Source organism: Marinobacter sp., assembly GCF_040904845.1.
Lineage (GTDB): Bacteria > Pseudomonadota > Gammaproteobacteria > Pseudomonadales > Oleiphilaceae > Marinobacter.
In genome coordinates this window covers 1-17,377 of the sequence record NZ_JBBDSR010000104.1, presented here as the reverse complement: position 1 = coordinate 17,377, position 17,377 = coordinate 1, and the positions used below count along the sequence as shown (strand labels likewise).

The window sequence follows — 17,377 nt, the reverse complement described above, 5'->3', positions numbered from 1 at the left end:
ATCCATGGCCTCCTAAATTTTTTGGCAGTACCACCAAAAAAGGCCAGGATAGTTCAAAGGTATATCGACAGCAGCCGTATGTCAGATTAGCCGAGCGTAATCCAACCAACATTTCGATCTTACTGCCAATATATCGGAGGTGTCCGGGGTGGTTGTGGTTGCCCCCTCCCAAAAATGTGCGGAGCCAGGGATGGCGGAGCCCAAGCGCACATGGATGTGCTTGTAGCGTTTTTTGGGAGGGGGCAACCACAACCACCCTCCCCCACAACCAACAGGCTACCGGGCAAAAAGAACAAAAATCAGATATCCCGCCGCATATCCGGCGGAATAGGAAAGTCCGGCATCCCGGGCCGATCACCGCGCCCTTTCCGGAACTGTCTCAACTGGAACACATAAGCCAATACCTGGGCGATAGCCATGTAGAGCCCGTCGGGAATTTCCCCGCCAACCTCGGTGTTGTGGTACACAGCACGAGTCAAAGGCGGCGTCCGCATCAACTCCACCTTGTGCTCGCGGGCAATCTCCATGATCTTGAACGCCGTTTCGTCAGCCCCCTTCGCCACCACAATGGGTGCCGCCATGGATTTCTGATCGTACTTCAGCGCCACCGCGTAGTGAGTCGGGTTGGTGATCACCACGTCTGCACCCGGCACATCCTGCATCATCCGGCGCTGTGCCATTTCGCGCTGGAGCTGGCGGATGCGCCCTTTGACTTCCGGTTTGCCTTCGGTGTCTTTGAACTCGTCTTTGACCTCCTGCTTGGTCATGCGCAGTTTTTTCTGATGGTCAAAAATCTGGAAGGGTACGTCGATCGCGGCGATGATAATGGTCGCTGCAGACAACAGGAAGAAGCTCCAGGCCAGTGTCCAGAGCACATGCTCCATCGCCGGAACCAACGGTTCTTCGGCGATGCTCAGCAAATCGTCAGTGCGCAGGTTCAGTATCAGTATGGCCACCGCCATCACCAGCGCCACTTTGAGAATCGCTTTGACCAGCTCAATCAGCGAGCGCGCGGAAAACATGCGCTTGAGGCCTTTAAAGGGGTCCATGCGGTTAAGTTTGGGAGCGATGGCTTTGCCGCTCACGAGTAGGCCACCAATGCCGATAGAACCCGCAATGGCGGCAATCAGTAGCAGGATCAATAGCGGTGACAGGGCGAGCGCCGCCTCTTTGGCAGAGGCGAGAAGCTGGATGCTCATGTGACGGGTGTCGAAAATCGCGGAGCGTTCGATCACAAAGCTGTCGCGCATGATGCCTTCAAGGGCAGCACCCAAACTGGCACCAAACACAAGCAGGCCACCGGCACCGGCCATGAGCACAGCCATGGTGGCCAGTTCTTTGGAGCGGGCTGTCTGGCCATCTTCTTTGGCTTTTTCAAGCCGTCGGGGGGTGGCCTCTTCGGTTTTTTCCTGACTGTTGTCGTTTTCTTCAGCCATCAGGGCTGCCCTTGCAGGTTCCGCATGAATTCAAACGTTTCTTTGGTGTACTGCTCGAAGTGCGGCAGAAAATTGGCGTGCAGTACCCAGATGGAGAACAGTCCAAAAATCAGGCCAATCGGAAAGCCAAGGGCGAAAATATTCATCTGCGGTGCCGCGCGGGTCATGACGCCAAAGGCGATGTTCACGATGAATACTGCGGCAACGGCTGGCAAGGCCAGCAGCACGGCAGCCACGAACATCCAACTGATCCGATGCGCCAGTTCCCAGACCCCGACCTGCCCCAGCCCCTCCAGGCCTACCGGCATCGTGCGGAAGCTTTCAATGAAAATCTCAAACATCACCAGGTGGCCGTTCATGGCCAGGAACAGCAAGGTGATGGTGATGGTATAAATCTGGGAGAGCACTGGCACGTTGACACCGTTAGCGGGGTCAACCATCGAGGCAAAGCCCAGGCCCATTTGCATGGCGATCATTTGGCCGGCGACAACGAAGAGTTGCCACAGCGCGGTCATCGCGAAGCCCATGCCAACGCCGATCAGTATCTGTTGCAGGGTGATGACCACCGCATCGGCGCTCAGGGCTTCAATCTGGGGAACGGGAGGAATCAGCGGCACAATGAGGATGGTCATCAGTAATGCCAGGCCCAGGCGTGCCCTGGCCGGCACCAGCTGGGTACCGAAGACCGGAACGACCATCATGAAGCTGGCGACCCGGAACAATGGCCACAGGTGCTGTCCAGTCCACTGGCCGATCAGGTCGGCGCTGATTTCGGTCGGCGTCATAGGTCAGCCAATCAAATACGGAATGCTGGTTATCAGACCGTGCGCGTGGTCGAGCAGCTTGGTCAGCATCCAGGGGCCGGCAACGATAATGACTATGAGGGTGACCAACAGGCGGGGCAGAAAGCTCAGGGTCTGCTCGTTGATCTGGGTGGCGGCCTGAAAGGTACTGACCACCAGGCCGATGACCAGGCCCGGGCCGATGATGACGGCTGCCAGCAGCACGATCATCCACAGCGCCTCGCGCAGTATGTCGATAACGGTTTCCGGTGTCATCAGCGACTCCCTATATGCCGTAACTGGCGGCCAGCGTTCCCATGATCAGGGCCCAGCCATCCACCAGCACAAACAGCATGATTTTGAACGGCAGCGAGATAATAATGGGGGACAGCATCATCATACCCATGGCCATCAACACGCTGGCCACCACCATGTCGATGATCAGAAAGGGTATGAACAGAATGAACCCAATCTGGAATGCGGTTTTCAGTTCGCTGGTCACAAAGGCCGGCATCAATACCCAGAAGGAAACGTCTTCCGGTGAATCGTATTGTTCATCCGCGATGCGCATAAACAGGCCGAGATCGCTTTCACGGGTTTGGCCCAGCATGAATTCTTTGAAGGGTTCGCTCGCACGCTCAACGGCCTCCAGGGAGGTAATCTCTTCCGCCATGTAAGGTTGTAGCCCCGCCTGATTCGCCTCTTCCAGCACCGGTTTCATGATGAAAATACTGAGAAACAATGCCAACCCGAGCAAAATCTGGTTGGAAGGCGTGGCCTGCAGGCCGAGTGCCTGGCGCAAAATGGCGAAGACGACAATGATGCGGGTGAACGAGGTCATCATCATCAGCATGGCGGGCAAAAACGTGAGCGCCGTCATCAGCGCGAGAATCTGCAAGGTTACTGAATATTCCTCAACGCCCTGCTCTTCGCCCGGTGTCATGGTAAAGGCCGGAATCCCCGGCAGATCGGCCAGCACCGCAGGGCTCCACCCGAACAGTAATAGTAGGGGCAGTAGCGCGACGACACGTTTCAGGCAGAGCACAAACATCGGATCAGTCTTCCTTCGAGGACGATGACGTCCACGACTTGCCGATCATTCCCTGCAACCGGCGCGCAAACTCGCTGGAGGAGGTCTGATCTGGCGTCACAACGGGTTCCTCGAAGACCTGCAGGGTACGGATGGTAGACGGCGTAATGCCCACCAGTATCTGCTGGCCGCCGACCTCAATCAGTGCTATTCGCTCCCGGGCCCCGAGTGCCATCACCGACACCACTTTTATGGCCTGATTGTTCACGCCGGTCATGCCGTTCATCCGGCGGATGATCCAGGCGCAACCGTAGATAATCGCAATCACCGCCAGCAAGCCGGCACCGAGGCTTAGCAGGGTGGTCATGGTTTCGGGCGCACGCGCACCCTCTTCCCTGACTGCATCCTTCGCCGGCGTTTCTTCTGCCCATGCCAATACCGGAAGCAGGCTCGCAATCAGAGCCAGGGTCTTCCTGGCAGCGAACGTCATTGCCATGCCGTGCAGCCAGCGCATCCTATTTCTGCAACCGCTTAATGCGTTCACCCGGGCTAATGACGTCGGTAAGGCGAATGCCAAATTTCTCATTCACCATAACCACCTCGCCATGGGCAATCAGGGTGCCATTCACCAGTACATCCAACGGCTCACCCGCCAGCCGGTCCAGTTCGATCACCGAGCCCTGGTTCAGTTGCAGCAGATTGCGTATCGGAATCTGAGTGTTGCCCACTTCCATGGAGATGGTGACCGGGATGTCCATGATGACATCCATATCCGGTGCCGGTCCGGTGCCCTGGCTTACCTCGGCGGATTCCTCAAATTCTTCCATGGGTGCAGCGCGGACATTGCCATCGCTGCCCTCACCCTCTTCGGAGGATTCCGCTTCCGACATGGCAGCCGCCCACTCATCCTCGCGGCCGTCATCACCATCACCGGACTCTTCCATGGCGGATTCCCATTCGGCCGCCAGCTTTTCGTCTTCGCTGAGTTCCTGGTCGTCTTTCTTGTCGTCGTCAGCCATTGCGTCCCACCTTCAGTTGTTTCTTGACCTTGGGCAGCGTTGCCCGCTCATGAATTCTCAGCGCCAGCTTTCCGTCACGGGTTCCCATGGTGGCCTTATACACGGGAATGCCGTTGGCGGTGACGGTCAGAAAATCGGGAATTTCCACCGGAATGATGTCACCGGCCTTCATGTTCGCGATATCCCGCAGGGAAATCCTGCGCCGGCATACCGTGGAATTGACCGGCACGTTCACTTCCTTGACGTCTTCCTGGAGCGCGCTCACCCAACGCTCGTCCACGTCGTCTATATCGCTCTGGACACCGGCGTCTAGCACATCGCGAATCGGCTCAATCATCGAATAGGGCAGCGCCATGTGCAGCTCGCCGCCGCCGCCATCCAGCTCAATGTGAAACGTACTGACCACCACCACTTCACTCGGGCTGACAATGTTCGCCATCGCCGGATTGACTTCCGAACTGAGGTATTCAAATTCCACTTTTAAGACAGCGTGCCACGCTTCTCTCATATCCTGGAAGACCTGGTCCAGCACCATTTGCACAATTCGGGTTTCGGTGGGCGTGAACTCGCGACCTTCAATCTTGGCGTGGCGGCCTTCGCCGCCAAAGAAATTATCCACCAGTTTGAACACCAGCTTGGCATCCAGAACAAACAGAGAAGTGCCTCTCAATGGCCTGATTTTACAGAGATTAAGACTGGTGGGCACATAGAGGGTGTGGATGTATTCACCAAACTTCATAATCTTCACGCCACCGGTAGACACATCCGCGTTACGGCGTAGCAGATTAAACAGGCTGATCCGGGTATAGCGGGCAAAACGCTCGTTGATCATCTCCAGGGTGGGCATGCGCCCACGGACGATCCGGTCCTGGCTGGAAAGGTCGTAGTCCTTTATGCCGCCTTCGGCGGGTTCCTCATAGGCATCGATGTCGCTATCGTCCACACCGTGGAGAAGGGCATCAATTTCATCCTGTGACAGTAGGTCCTGCATACGTTTTCCTGCCCTGATAAGCCACCCGTTCTCCGGGCCTTATGACACTTTTCTGAATATTGACTGCGTATTCCAACGCACTCTTTACTGCACTCTTTACTGGGCTCTTTACTGGACTACGAAGTTCCGGAACAGTACCCGCTTCAGGGGGGCTTCGCCCTCTTGTTCCAACACGTCGTTGATGGTGGCCAACATGCTATCCGCCAGGGCAGTGCGGCCCTCCGGCGTCTGTAATTCCGTAAAATCACTGTTACCCAGCAGGCTGACCAACTGGCTGCGGACAAGGGGCATGTGCAGCTCAGCAGCTTCGAGTACCTGCGCGTCGTCCGCCTCCAGCGACACATGAACCTGCACGTAACGCTGGCGATTGCCACTACCGGCCTGGACCGTTGTTACCAGCGCTTTCCCAATATTGGTGTACAGGCTCGGTTTGAAAACCTCTGCGCCTTCCTCAGTTGCCTCGGTCATCTCTTCACTGTCAGAGAAGCCCGGCAGACCGTCGCCCAGGAACCAGAGCGTACCCACAACTGACAACCCTACTGCCAGCACGATTACCAGTACCAGAAGCATGATCAGTTTGAGCTTGCCGGTCCTGGCCGGAGGGGCCTCTGGTGTATTATTTTCAGCCATAACGTTCTATTCGCCAGAAATCCGTCACCCGGATGGTTTATTAGGTCTCTATGGAGCAATCAAGCAAAGGCTGGGCCAAAAAGCCTGTTTGCCTGATTCGAAACAGCAGTTTAGCGTTGTGAGTGGGGATGGGCAAAGGAGAATCGAAGGCAGGGCCCATGGCCCTGCGTCCTGAGTCACGCGAAGGTATCGACTTGACCTTTCCAGCTAAGATCCAGAACGCCAGAATCGGCATTCATCTCATCCTCGTCTGCATCGGCTACGCCGGATGCCGTGCCATTGTCGGAGCTGCTGCCCTCACCCCCGGCATCCTGGCCATCGGCCTGCTGCTGTGAAGAGTCCGCGACATCGAACTGCTCCAGCGACAGGCCATGCTCGCCGAGCATGTCACGCAAGCGATGGCTGTTGAGTTCGAGCTGATCACGAACGGCAGGGTTTGCGGAGTGAACGGTGATGTTGGCCTGGTCATGCTGAACCTGCACCCGGACTTCCATTGGCCCCATGTCCGGAGGTGTGAGGTGGATTTCTGCGACGGAGAGGTTGTTGGCGGTCAGCCAGGTCAGCTTACCCATCAACTTGTCACCCCATTCTGCATTCCCCACCGGCACATCCACGGAGGTGGCGTAGGTACGAAGGCTCGGTGCATCCGCGGGAGCCCGGCTGGTGGCGTTCGCCAGTTGCTGGCCGGCAACATCCGCCAACGTTTGCACGCGGCCCGATGCCAGCAGCGAGGTGCTGTCCTGCGACCGACCGGACTCAGCGCTCTGGGCCGTCAGGGCTTCGGAAAACTGTAACCCGGCCAGCATTCCCGAGCCATTGCCGCCATTTTCGCCCGGCTTGCCACTGTTACCGCCGGTCACACCGGCCAGTGCAGCCGTCAGCCCTTTCATCAATGGCGTCTGCTCCGGTGTTCCAGAAACGGTGCCGGCCGCTGCGGAGGTCCCGGTTGTTGTCGCTCCACCGGTTGCCGGTGCCAACATCGCCTGAAGATCGGCAAACGTCAGCGCCGCCAGTTCCTCACGCGTCTCTCCATTAATATCGCCGTCAATGTCTCCATCAACGTTAACGTTAACATCAACGTTAACATCAACCTCTGCTTCAGCCCTGGCACCTTCTGCCCCATTGCTTTCTTCCACCGCCGCCTGTTTCGAGGTTTTAGTGGACTCATCGTCTTTTCGAGCGCTGCCCGTGTTATCCGTTCGGTCTTTGCCCTCGGCCGGGCGTTCTCGCCGTTCGTCCGCCTGCTTTCGGTCCAGGCGCTTCTGTTCCGCCTGGGAGACCGAGTCGTAACGACTCTCACCGGATTTTTCGTCAGCTGTCGCCGGCCTCTTGCTTCCGGACTCTGGCTGCGCCGCCTGATTCGGAGTTTGTGGTAGAACCATCTGGGACATGGCAACCTCTTGCCGCTTTTTCGGGATTGGAGAGCGTAAATCTTCTCGTTTCCTGAATTAGAGCAAAAGCGATGCCACTCTTCCTCAAAGGATTCCGTCAGTCTGCCAGGAACCCCTCAAGCATGCCCCGCACCTGACGGAATTCCGCCTCAATGGTCGACAATACCGGCTCCACCTCGTCCAGGCGGGAGGCGCGACCGGCGACTTCCACCTCCCTGCACAGCACGCCAAGACGCGGCGCGCCTATATTGATACAGCTGCCCTTTAAACTGTGCGCTGTCTTCATTAAAGCGTCGGCATCACCGGCTTCCAATGCGGCGCGCAAGGACAATATGCGCTCTGCAGAATCGCTGATGTAGGTATGGATCAAGACATCGAATTCGTCATCCATGACATCCTGAAGCTCCGCCAGGGCTTCTTCATCCAGATGCGGTCTGTCACTCATGACTAACCCCCGATTTGGTGACGGCCGTACTTGCGGTCTTTCCGGCCTCTGAAAAATGCCAATCATAGACGATTTCGACGTGGTTGCCGCGTTCCCGGAATGTAAGCGGCCCCGCCAAACGGTGCAGCAACATCAGGCCGCGACCCGCGTAACCAAGCCCTCCGTCATGCGGATGTCGATGATTCTGGTAATCGAAGCCGCGCCCGCTGTCTTCACAGACAACCACCAGCCGACCGCCATAATCGGTCATCGAATGGGTCAGGCGAAACTTGATGAAGTGGGCGCGAGTGTCGTCCAGGCGCTTCTCTCGCTCCTCGTAGTAATGCCCGAAACCATCAGCCGTTGCCTTCCATTCCGAAGGCAAGCCGAGAATGCCATGCTCCAGAGCATTGGTGTACAGCTCCGACAACAACGTGTAGACCTCCCCGCTCCGGCGTCTCAGCCCCGGCACCTCCATACAGATGTGAAGCAGCAGCGGCAGGGGGCTGAACTGGCCCAGCGTTTTATCCCGAATCTCATAGGTACAGCGCCACTCCGCTGGCCCTTCAAGCGCAGACAGCGGCAAACGGTCCGAAAGCCCCTCCAGGTTGCCCCCACCCGCCATTTCAAGCGTCACCAGCGTTAAGTCGTCCTGCTCCAGGCCGCCGCCAGAAAACGCACACAAACGGTCAATCACGGCGTCAAACGGGCTCAGGTCACGGCCTATGCCGTCCAGCGCCGCCGCGACCCCGCTATCGCCAAACATGTCGCCTTGCGCGCTCCTGGTCTCCATCACGCCGTCGGTCATAAACAACAGAGTATCACCCGGGCTGGTTGGCAGAATGGCCAACGTCGCGTCAAATCGGCTCGCATCCAGTACCCCCAGCGGCAGGTGCCCGGACGGCAGCACCTGGCGACTGCCATCGCTGCGGATAATCCAGCCATCGGGCAGCCCGCCATTCCATACCTGGATCTGGTTGAGGGCGAAATCCGCCTGGACCAACGCTGCACAACAGAACATACCCGAGGGCAGAATGCGTTTCAGCTTCTGGTTGATTTCCCTGAGTAGATCGCTGGCACTGAACCCCTTTGAGGTCATGCCGTAAAAAATTTCAGCGACGGGCATAGCGCCGATGGCCGCGGGCAGACCGTGCCCGGTGAAGTCACCGATCAGAATCTGTATCCCACCATCCGGTCTGGGGCAGGCAAACAGGATATCGCCGTTAAAAATAGACATGGGCGAGGCATGATGACGGATACTGGCGGCGTCCAGGCACCCCGTATGGGCAATATTCTCGAACACCCGCTTGGCGACTTTCTGTTCGTCCGTCAGCTTGCGATTCTGCTCATGGATCAGGTCTCGCTGATGGCTGAGCGTCTCATGCATCAGTCGCATACGGTTGAAGGCGTTTATCTTGGCTTCAATAATGACGCGGCTGTAGGGTTTGGTCAGAAAATCGTCACCGCCGGCTTCCAGGCACCGGACCAGGGCATCGGCATCAGACAGAGAGGTCAGGAATATCACCGGAACCAGTCGCTCGCCCGCCAGTGCCTTTATCTGCCTGGCTGCCTCCATCCCGTCCATCCGGGGCATTAACGCATCCAGCAGTACAATCTGAGGCGAAGCTTGACGAAACAACTGCACGGCTTCCAGGCCATTGGCAGCATCCAGTACGACATGCCCGAGGCGGCCCAGCAGGGTTTTCAGAATGAGGCGATCACTATCGCTATCATCGGCGATCAGTATGCGGAGCGGTTGGTCGACGGATTGAGTGTCCTCCACATTGAGCCTCCCAGGGATTCACCCACGCCTGTCAGCGAATGGCAAAAAGCTGCTCAAAATTGGATATGGCCAGTATGCGGCGTACATCGCTGTTGCAATTTTCGATACAAATGTTGGCGCTGTCACCCCCCGCGTAGTCTCGCAGCAATAGCAACATGCCTAGCGCGGAACTGTCCAGGTAGGTTGTGTCGGATAAATCCACCACGTAACCCTTCACCATCGGATCACCGTGTTCATAAGCATCACGGAAGGCCTGGTGGGTGCTGAAATCAAACCGCCCCTCTATTTGTATGGTCAGGGTGCGACCATCTTCGCTGCGGCGTGTCTGAATTGGCATTCCTTATCCTCCGTGGGCAGTGGCAGAAAAGATTCCACATCGATAAGGATAGCTCAGTAGAGCCAATTTGCATGGGCGAAGCGGGACAAGATTCGCCAATTTAATTGCGCCGGCGGGCAAACGCGCGGCCCGCTGCCTCGTCCGCATACTTTTGCTCTTTCTGGTCAAGCTCGCGCTGTTCCTGGCGTTGGCAGGTTTCGATGTATTTTTCCATGCCACGGCGTCTCTCCCAGGCACTTTGCCAGTGCTTGCGGGCGTCGTTCAGACGCTGTTCAAGTTGCTCCAGCTGTTTCTGCTGGTGCCTGAGCACCTGATCCAGTTGGGCGATAAACGCTTGCCAGGCCTGAAGGCGGGTAACCGAAACCACGCCCTGCTGATTCTCGCGAATCTGATTACGGTACTCCTGCTGGTAGCGATTAAGATCATTGATCTGTTGCTGTTGCGCTTCGACTTTCTGGCGCGCAGCCGCCAACGCCTCCAGGGCTTCGTGTTCTTTACGCTCTTCCAGGGTAAGTACCACCGCGAGCCGCCGTGAACGCAGCATTACTCAGCACTCCCGGCCCGATTGGGCGCACTGGATTTCAGGCGTTCGGGGGAACGCCGTTCCGGTACGGTTGCCAACAACTGTTCAATGCTGTCTGTCAGGGGGGCACGTTCATTCAGCCCCTGCTGCAGAAACTGGCCCATATTGCTGATATGGGCCATGGCAAAATCGGTTTCCGGATCAGACCCCTTCACATAGGCCCCGACACTGATCAGATCCCTGGCCTGCTGGTACCGGGAATAGACCTGTTTGAATCGCTGGGCTCTGGAAAAATGTTCGAGTTCGGTGACCTGAGGCATAACCCGGCTGATCGATGCTTCCACGTCAATCGCGGGGTAATGGCCTTCCTCGGCCAGACGGCGAGACAGCACGATGTGGCCATCAAGAATGGCGCGGGCGGCGTCGGCAATGGGGTCCTGCTGATCGTCCCCTTCGGTCAGTACTGTGTAAAACGCGGTAATAGAGCCGCCGCCCGGGCGGCCGTTGCCGGTGCGCTCCACCAGTTGCGGCAGCTTGGCAAACACCGAAGGCGGGTAACCCTTGGTCGCCGGAGGCTCGCCCACCGCCAACGCAATTTCCCGCTGGGCCTGGGCATAACGGGTCAGTGAATCCATCAGCAGCAGAACACGTTTGCCCTTGTCGCGGTAATATTCGGCGATACGAGTGGTCAGCATGGCGGCGCGGAGCCGCATCAGGGGGGAATCGTCGGCGGGCGAGGCGACCACAACGGAGCGCTCGAGGCCTTCGTCCCCAAGAATATCCTCAATGAATTCCTTGACCTCCCGGCCCCGCTCACCGATCAATCCGACAACGATGATATCCGCATCGGTGAACCGGGTCATCATGCCCAACAGCATGCTCTTGCCCACACCGCTGCCGGCAAACAGACCGAGGCGCTGGCCCTGGCCAACCGTCATCAGGGCGTTGATGGCGCGAATACCGACGTCCATAGACTGACGAACCGGAGCCCGGTCCAGCGGGTTTATTATATCGCCGGTGAGCGCGACCCGGGCCTCGGCCTGTAACGGCCCTTTGCCATCAAGCGGTTCGCCGCTGCCATCAACCACTCGTCCCAACAGCTGCGGACCAACAGGAACACGACTGGCCGCCGACAGGGGTACAACCCGGGCCCCCGGACGCAACCCTTCAATCGCTGTTAACGGCATCAAATAGACGCGATCGTCCTCGAAGCCAACCACTTCGGCTTCAACGTTACCGGTGCCCTGCCCTTCAATCACACAGCGATCACCGACCACCATCGGGCAACCCACGCATTCAAGAGTCAGGCCTACCATTCGCGTCAGCCGCCCGGATAACTCGGGTTGGGACTCCCGGTCGAGAAACCCCTGAAGCCTGTCGAGGCGCTCAGCCAGGTTGCCGATCATCGCTCTCTTCCTCGCCGCTCTCACCTTCGTCTGAGCTCAGCACATCGCGATGAAAATCAGTGAGATCATCCATCATGGCGTTGAGCTCACCGCTGTCTCCGGGCTCATCATCGCCGAGCTGACGGTTCAACATGCTCTGTACCGCTTTCTGAAACCGCTTTTCCACCGTGAAATCCACCAGGCTGTGGCGGGTCTGCAGCTTACAGCCTCCGGGCAGAATGCTGTCATCTTCCACAACGGAGCTGGTCGCCTCGAATCGCTCTGCCACCTGCGTTACCCACTGGGCATCGTCCGGATGGACTTGGATACGAACGTTATCGCTGGTGGAGGGCAGCGCGGCCATGGCCTTGCGAACCAGGAGTTGAATCTGGGAGGAGTCTACCGACAATTCGCGGTAAACCACCGTGCGGGCGAGTATTGTGGTGAGGTTGACGAGTGCGGTTTCAAGTTCATCCTCATGACGGCGGATGGGGATCAGAAGCTCGCCCATGAGGTGCTCCAACCGGTCAATCCGCGAGTCCATTTCCTTACGGGTTTCTTCCAGCCCCTGAGACTCGCCTTCCGCCCGGCCCTCCGCAAACCCCGCCTCATGACCATCCTTGTGCCCCTGTTCCCGGCCTTCGCTGAAACCGGCCTGGTAGCCTTCGTCGCGCCCCTGCGCCTGACCGTCTTCACGGGCGGCCTGGCGAATGCTCTCTATATCGGCGGCCGTCAGCGGTTTGACGTCTCGCTCTTCCTCCCGCGCGACTTCATTACCACGGGCATCCAGCAGCGGCAGCTCCCAGCGTTCGTAAGCCGAGAGTTGTTCCTTGGGGATGCGGTTGAGGCTCTTATCGGCGTCTTTCATTACATCATTTCTTCGCCAGCACCGCCGAGCGTGATTTCACCGGCTTCGGCCATGCGACGTGCGATGGTGATAATGTCTTTCTGCGCGGACTCCACTTCGCTGACCCGGACCGGGCCCTTGGCTTCGAGATCATCCTGAAGCAGTTCCGCCGCCCGTTTCGACATATTCTTGAAAATTTTGTCCTGAACGCCGTCGTCGGCACCCTTGAGCGCGACCACCAGCACCTCAGAGGACACTTCGCGCAACAGGGACTGAATACCGCGATCGTCGATGTCTCTCAGGTTGTCAAACACAAACATCAGATCTTCGATGGTAGACGCCAGATCCGGGTCCATATCCTTGATCGAATCCATCAGGCTGCCTTCAGCGCCACGATCCATGAAGTTCATGATATCGGCTGCGCGTTTGATGCCGCCGATTCGACTGGTCTGAGCCGCGGAACCGCCAGAGAACTGTTTTTCAAGAATGTTGTTGAGTTCCTGCATGGCCTGAGGCTGGATACTCTGCAGCGAGGCTACCCGCATCATCACATCCAGACGCACCTTGTCATCCAGGGTTCCGAGAATTTCAGCCGCCTGATCCGGATCCAGGTAAGAGATCACGATGGCCTGGATTTGCGGGTGTTCGTAGCGAATGATGTCGCCCACAGCACGGGGTTCCATCCATTTCAGGGTGTCCAGGCCCGTGGTATTACCACCAATGAGAATTCGATCAATCAGGCTGGAGGCCTTGTCGTCTCCCAATGCCTGGGTAAGCATGGTGCGAATGTAATCGTCGTTGCCCACGCCGAGCCCGGTCTGGCCGCCGACCGCATCCACGAACTGGTTGAGCACGAAGGTCACATCGTCTTTGCTGACGTCTTTCATCTGTGCCATTGCGACACCCACACGCTGAACCTCTTTCGGGCCCATGTGCTTGAGGACTTCCGCCGCATCCGCCTCACCCAGCGACATCAGCAGAATTGCAGCCTGCTCAACACGGGGGATTTTGCGTTGCGGCTTTTGCGGTGCAATCGGGGCCGCTTCCGCCGGGCGGTTGCTTTCTTCAGTCATCGACATTCACCCATTGGCGCATAACCTGGGAAACCCTGGCCGGGTCCTCGGCAATCAGGCCTTTCAATGCATTCAACTGCCTATCATAGCTGTCTGTTGCGCCAGGCAAAAGCAGTTCATCCTGAGATGACATAGCCTGGCGCAGGGCATCGCCGCCTTCTATCCCCTCCAGGCTGCTGTAGTCGTCGTCACTATCGTCCCTGCGTTTACTGTTGCCGGCACCCGACAGGCTTTTGAGTGTCGGGCGAAGCAGGCCCAATACCAACACCAGGATAACCAGGCCAGCCAGCACCTGCTTCATCAGGTTCCAGAACCACGGCTGCTCCCAGAAACCCGGTTGCTCAAATTCAATTTGTTCCTCTGCGGCAAACGCGGTGTTCATCACCGTCACGCTGTCGCCCCTTGCGGCAGAATAGCCAACGGCATCCCGCACCAGCATGTTAAGGCGCTGCAATTCCTGCTCGGGCCATGGCTCGTAGGTAACCTTCCCGGTTTCGGGGTCAACCACTTTCATGTCATCCACGGCCAGCGCAACCGTCAGACGCTTCACTCCACCTAATTCCTGGCGAATATAGCTAACGGTACGGTCCATTTCGTAATTGCGAGTGGATTCGCGGCGCACATTGACCGGCTGGGGGACTGGCTCGCCGTCGTCGCCTTGCACTTGTTCAGGTACCTCGGCCCCTGCGGGAGGCTGGTTAGCCAGGGCACCGGGAATACCTCCCGCACCGCCGCCAGTACGTTCCTCGCTCATTTCACGCTCACTGCGGATGGCTTGCTGCTCCGGGTTGAACAGCTCCTCAGCCTGCTCCACCGACGAAAAGTCCAGATCTGCGGTCACTTCCGCCCGGTAACGACCGTCACCGACAATGGGCCCCACCAAAGAGGACACCCGGCGAGTCAGTCGCTCTTCTACACGGGTGGTGTAATCGTACTGGTCTTTGATCTGGCGGCTGTCACCGTCTTCCTCGCGACCGGTCAACAGATTGCCATTCTGGTCAACGACCGTGACGTTGTCCTTATTCATTTCAGGAATGCTGCCCGCCACCAGGTTAACGATGGCGGCGATGTGTTCGTTTTCTGGTTTGCGACCGGCGAATACGTCCAGAAAAACCGAAGCAGTGGGGGTGCGGGCATCGCGGACAAATACCGAGCGCTTGGGAATGGCCAAATGAACCCGCGCCGACCTTACACCTCGCATGGCGGCGATGGTGCGCGCCAGCTCACCTTCCAGGCCACGCCGGTAACTGATCGTTTCCATAAATTGGGAAGTACCCAGCCCTCGATCCTGATCCAACAGTTCATAACCCATGGTCTGCTCGTCGGTGACGCCTTCCGCCGCCAGCTTGAGGCGGGCGTCGTATACCTCGTCCGAGGGCACCAGTAAGGCACCGGTGCGGCGATCCATCCGGTAATTGATGCCGCTCTGGTCGAGGATTGAGGTAACGTCCTGAGGGTTATAACCAGACATATCACCGACCACCGGCTGATAATTTGGCTCTTGTGCCCAGAGCACGACTGCGACCCCAAGTGCAACGCTGGCCGCCAGGCCGACCATCAGGCCGACTTGTCTGAGCAGGTTCAGGCGATTGAAACCGAACAACAGATCACTGCGGCTTTCCATATTGTCGCTGTCGGCGGCTGCCGGCACGTTGGCAGTTTCTGCAGGTACACTGGCCATGGTTTTACTCCGCTATTACACCGGCATGTTCATGATGTCTTCATACGCCTTGACCACCCGGTTTCGGACCTGGGTCAGTGCTTCGAAGGAGACTGAGGCTTTCTCTGAGGCAATCATCACGCGGGTGATGTCCATGTTCGGGTCGCCCATGTCATAAGCCGTTCGCATGTCATTGGAATTCTGTTGCAGCTCGTTGACGTTGCCAACGGCGCGGCTGAGCATGTCACCGAAATTCTGGGTTTCCGAGCCCTTATCGACGCGCGGCGGGCCATCGATGCGGCCACGAACGTCGTTATCCTGTTCAACACGCTGGTTCTGCATCATCTGCGAACGCATGTTGCGGATTTCCGACAGCACACTGTTGATATCTGCACGCTCGACCATAATTGTCTCCCCGGATTGGCTTGCCTCGCCAAATCCATTGACCTCTGATTCGACTCTGTTTCTGTTACTTGGACAAAAGCAAAGTACAGGCCAAAAATATTTATTTCTTTTTTTTCATTACATTACATACATTACCGGCAGCCTGAACAATGCCAGCGACGGGGAATTGACAGAAAAAAAGGCACCCCGAGGGTGCCCTGTAGGAAGCGCCTTGATTAAGGCGTGTGAAGAAGCCCGGTCAGGCCGTAGCCAGTTCCGAGTCCAGATCGATGCCTGCATCACGCATCTGGGCCAGCTTATATCTCAGGGTCCGGGGGCTGATACCCAGTTGCTCGGCAGCCCGGTTTCGGCGACCTCGCTCCTTTTTCAGCGTGTTAATAATAATACGGAACTCCTGCTGTCTCAGATCATCCCCCAGTGACGCGGCCTCCACGTCATTATCCATGGCCGACATCGGGATGGCCTCATCTGCCGTACCGGCCCGCTCAATATCGACGGGCTCCGACGCAACACTTCGTTCACTCACCGCTGCAGGAGATACCCCCACGGGCGCACTGCCATCTACCCGCCCGGTAATGCCCAGCTCCAGGCACAGGTCGTCGGCATGAATAACGTTGCCCTGGTGCAGAACCAGAGCCCGCTGGAGCGCGTTGTCCAGCTCCCGAACGTTCCCAGGCCAGGGGTGCTGCATCAGCGCTGAACGGGCATCCGGCGCAACGCTGATGCCCGTCAGTTTCATCTTACGGCAGTGCTTTTTCAGCAACGACGTGGCCAGCGGCATGATATCCAAAGCCCGGGCCCGCAATGGCTGCCAGTGCATGGGGAACACCGTCAGGCGGTAGTAGAGGTCTTCCCGGAATTTTCCTTCACGGACGTACTCCCCAAGGTCCCGGTTCGTGGTAGCCACCACTCGCACATCCAGCGCGATGGTTTTACGACCGCCCACCCGTTCGACCTCTCGCTCCTGCAATACGCGCAAGAGTTTGGACTGCAGGCCCGGGTCCATTTCCGATATCTCATCCAGCAGGATGGTGCCACCGTTAGCCTGCTCGAATTTGCCGGGAGAAGAGGCTACCGCCCCGGTGAACGCCCCCTTTTCATGGCCAAACAGAATGGCTTCCAGCATGTTTTCCGGAATTGCAGCGCAGTTAATGGCAATAAACGGCTGATCAGCGCGAGGTGACTGCTGGTGAATGTAGCGGGCGAGTACTTCCTTGCCCGTGCCGCTCTCGCCGGAGATCATCACCGTGGACTCACTGGCTGCGACTTTCGCGGCCAGCTGAAACATCCGCTTACTGACAGGGTCTTCCGCCACCGGCTCATCACCGGTTTTGGTGTGGACACCCCCAACCACCTTGGTGACCGCCTCCACCAGCACCTGAGGCTCGAACGGCTTTACCAGGTAATCAATCGCGCCGGACTGCATGGCAGACACCGCATGGCTGATCTGACCGTACGCGGTAATCAGCATCATCGGCAGGCCGGGATAGAGCCGCTGAACTTCACCCAGCAAGTCATGACCGGACATTCCCGGCATGTTGACGTCACTGACCACCATGTCGACCGGGGACTCCGCCAGACGAACCAGCGCCTGCTGTGCATCCGCCGCTTCACGCACCCGGAACTTTGCCAACTCCAGCGTGGTGACCAGAGCTTCACGC

General features: G+C 57.8%; 19 protein-coding genes. All 19 read right to left on the bottom strand.

The window, feature by feature from the left end:
- Window positions 1-299: 299 nt before the first annotated feature.
- The gene (gene flhB / locus WD429_RS13130; RefSeq protein ID WP_368422632.1) at window positions 300-1,436 is read right to left on the bottom strand and encodes a flagellar biosynthesis protein FlhB; all 1,137 of its coding nucleotides are present in this window, start codon (window positions 1,434-1,436) and stop codon (window positions 300-302) included.
- Window positions 1,436-2,221 (bottom strand): flagellar biosynthetic protein FliR, encoded by a 786-nt coding sequence (gene fliR / locus WD429_RS13125; protein WP_368422631.1) that lies wholly within the window; start codon window positions 2,219-2,221, stop codon window positions 1,436-1,438. The genes flhB and fliR overlap by 1 nt, the downstream gene beginning before the upstream one ends.
- A 3-nt stretch (window positions 2,222-2,224) precedes the next feature.
- A complete protein-coding gene (gene fliQ, locus WD429_RS13120; RefSeq protein WP_368422630.1) occupies window positions 2,225-2,494 on the bottom strand; it encodes a flagellar biosynthesis protein FliQ in 270 nt (89 codons plus the stop codon).
- Window positions 2,495-2,504: 10 nt separating this feature from the next.
- The gene (gene fliP, locus WD429_RS13115) at window positions 2,505-3,269 is read right to left on the bottom strand and encodes a flagellar type III secretion system pore protein FliP (RefSeq protein WP_368422629.1); all 765 of its coding nucleotides are present in this window, start codon (window positions 3,267-3,269) and stop codon (window positions 2,505-2,507) included.
- Window positions 3,270-3,273: 4 nt separating this feature from the next.
- On the bottom strand, window positions 3,274-3,744 hold the full coding sequence (fliO, locus tag WD429_RS13110; protein ID WP_368422628.1) for a flagellar biosynthetic protein FliO: 471 nt from the start codon (window positions 3,742-3,744) through the stop codon (window positions 3,274-3,276).
- A gap of 19 nt (window positions 3,745-3,763) precedes the next feature.
- On the bottom strand, window positions 3,764-4,267 hold the full coding sequence (gene fliN / locus WD429_RS13105) for a flagellar motor switch protein FliN (protein WP_368422627.1): 504 nt from the start codon (window positions 4,265-4,267) through the stop codon (window positions 3,764-3,766).
- Window positions 4,260-5,258, bottom strand: a complete 999-nt coding sequence (gene fliM / locus WD429_RS13100; RefSeq protein WP_368422626.1) for a flagellar motor switch protein FliM — start codon at window positions 5,256-5,258, stop codon at window positions 4,260-4,262. Before fliM ends, fliN begins: the two co-directional genes overlap by 8 nt.
- A gap of 108 nt (window positions 5,259-5,366) precedes the next feature.
- The gene (gene fliL, locus WD429_RS13095; protein ID WP_368422625.1) at window positions 5,367-5,888 is read right to left on the bottom strand and encodes a flagellar basal body-associated protein FliL; all 522 of its coding nucleotides are present in this window, start codon (window positions 5,886-5,888) and stop codon (window positions 5,367-5,369) included.
- 176 nt (window positions 5,889-6,064) lie between these two features.
- Entirely contained in the window at window positions 6,065-7,279 is a 1,215-nt protein-coding gene (locus WD429_RS13090) for a flagellar hook-length control protein FliK (protein WP_368422624.1), read from the bottom strand.
- 97 nt (window positions 7,280-7,376) lie between these two features.
- Window positions 7,377-7,724 (bottom strand): Hpt domain-containing protein, encoded by a 348-nt coding sequence (locus WD429_RS13085; RefSeq protein WP_368422623.1) that lies wholly within the window; start codon window positions 7,722-7,724, stop codon window positions 7,377-7,379.
- Entirely contained in the window at window positions 7,717-9,486 is a 1,770-nt protein-coding gene (locus WD429_RS13080) for a SpoIIE family protein phosphatase (protein WP_368422622.1), read from the bottom strand. The genes WD429_RS13085 and WD429_RS13080 overlap by 8 nt, the downstream gene beginning before the upstream one ends.
- 31 nt (window positions 9,487-9,517) lie before the next feature.
- Window positions 9,518-9,823 carry an STAS domain-containing protein gene (locus WD429_RS13075; protein WP_368422621.1) on the bottom strand — a complete coding sequence of 102 codons (306 nt, stop codon included), beginning with the start codon at window positions 9,821-9,823 and terminating at the stop codon, window positions 9,518-9,520.
- Window positions 9,824-9,923: 100 nt separating this feature from the next.
- The gene (fliJ, locus tag WD429_RS13070; RefSeq protein WP_368422620.1) at window positions 9,924-10,367 is read right to left on the bottom strand and encodes a flagellar export protein FliJ; all 444 of its coding nucleotides are present in this window, start codon (window positions 10,365-10,367) and stop codon (window positions 9,924-9,926) included.
- A complete protein-coding gene (gene fliI / locus WD429_RS13065) occupies window positions 10,367-11,752 on the bottom strand; it encodes a flagellar protein export ATPase FliI (RefSeq protein ID WP_368422619.1) in 1,386 nt (461 codons plus the stop codon). The genes fliJ and fliI overlap by 1 nt, the downstream gene beginning before the upstream one ends.
- Entirely contained in the window at window positions 11,733-12,599 is an 867-nt protein-coding gene (locus WD429_RS13060; protein WP_368422618.1) for a flagellar assembly protein FliH, read from the bottom strand. Before WD429_RS13060 ends, fliI begins: the two co-directional genes overlap by 20 nt.
- Window positions 12,599-13,651, bottom strand: a complete 1,053-nt coding sequence (fliG, locus tag WD429_RS13055; protein ID WP_368422617.1) for a flagellar motor switch protein FliG — start codon at window positions 13,649-13,651, stop codon at window positions 12,599-12,601. The genes WD429_RS13060 and fliG overlap by 1 nt, the downstream gene beginning before the upstream one ends.
- A complete protein-coding gene (gene fliF, locus WD429_RS13050; protein ID WP_368422616.1) occupies window positions 13,644-15,332 on the bottom strand; it encodes a flagellar basal-body MS-ring/collar protein FliF in 1,689 nt (562 codons plus the stop codon). Before fliF ends, fliG begins: the two co-directional genes overlap by 8 nt.
- A 15-nt stretch (window positions 15,333-15,347) precedes the next feature.
- Window positions 15,348-15,716 (bottom strand): flagellar hook-basal body complex protein FliE, encoded by a 369-nt coding sequence (gene fliE, locus WD429_RS13045; RefSeq protein ID WP_368422615.1) that lies wholly within the window; start codon window positions 15,714-15,716, stop codon window positions 15,348-15,350.
- A 238-nt stretch (window positions 15,717-15,954) separates the two neighbouring features.
- A partial coding sequence (locus tag WD429_RS13040) for a sigma-54-dependent transcriptional regulator (protein ID WP_368422614.1) occupies window positions 15,955-17,377 on the bottom strand: 1,423 nt, incomplete at its 5' end.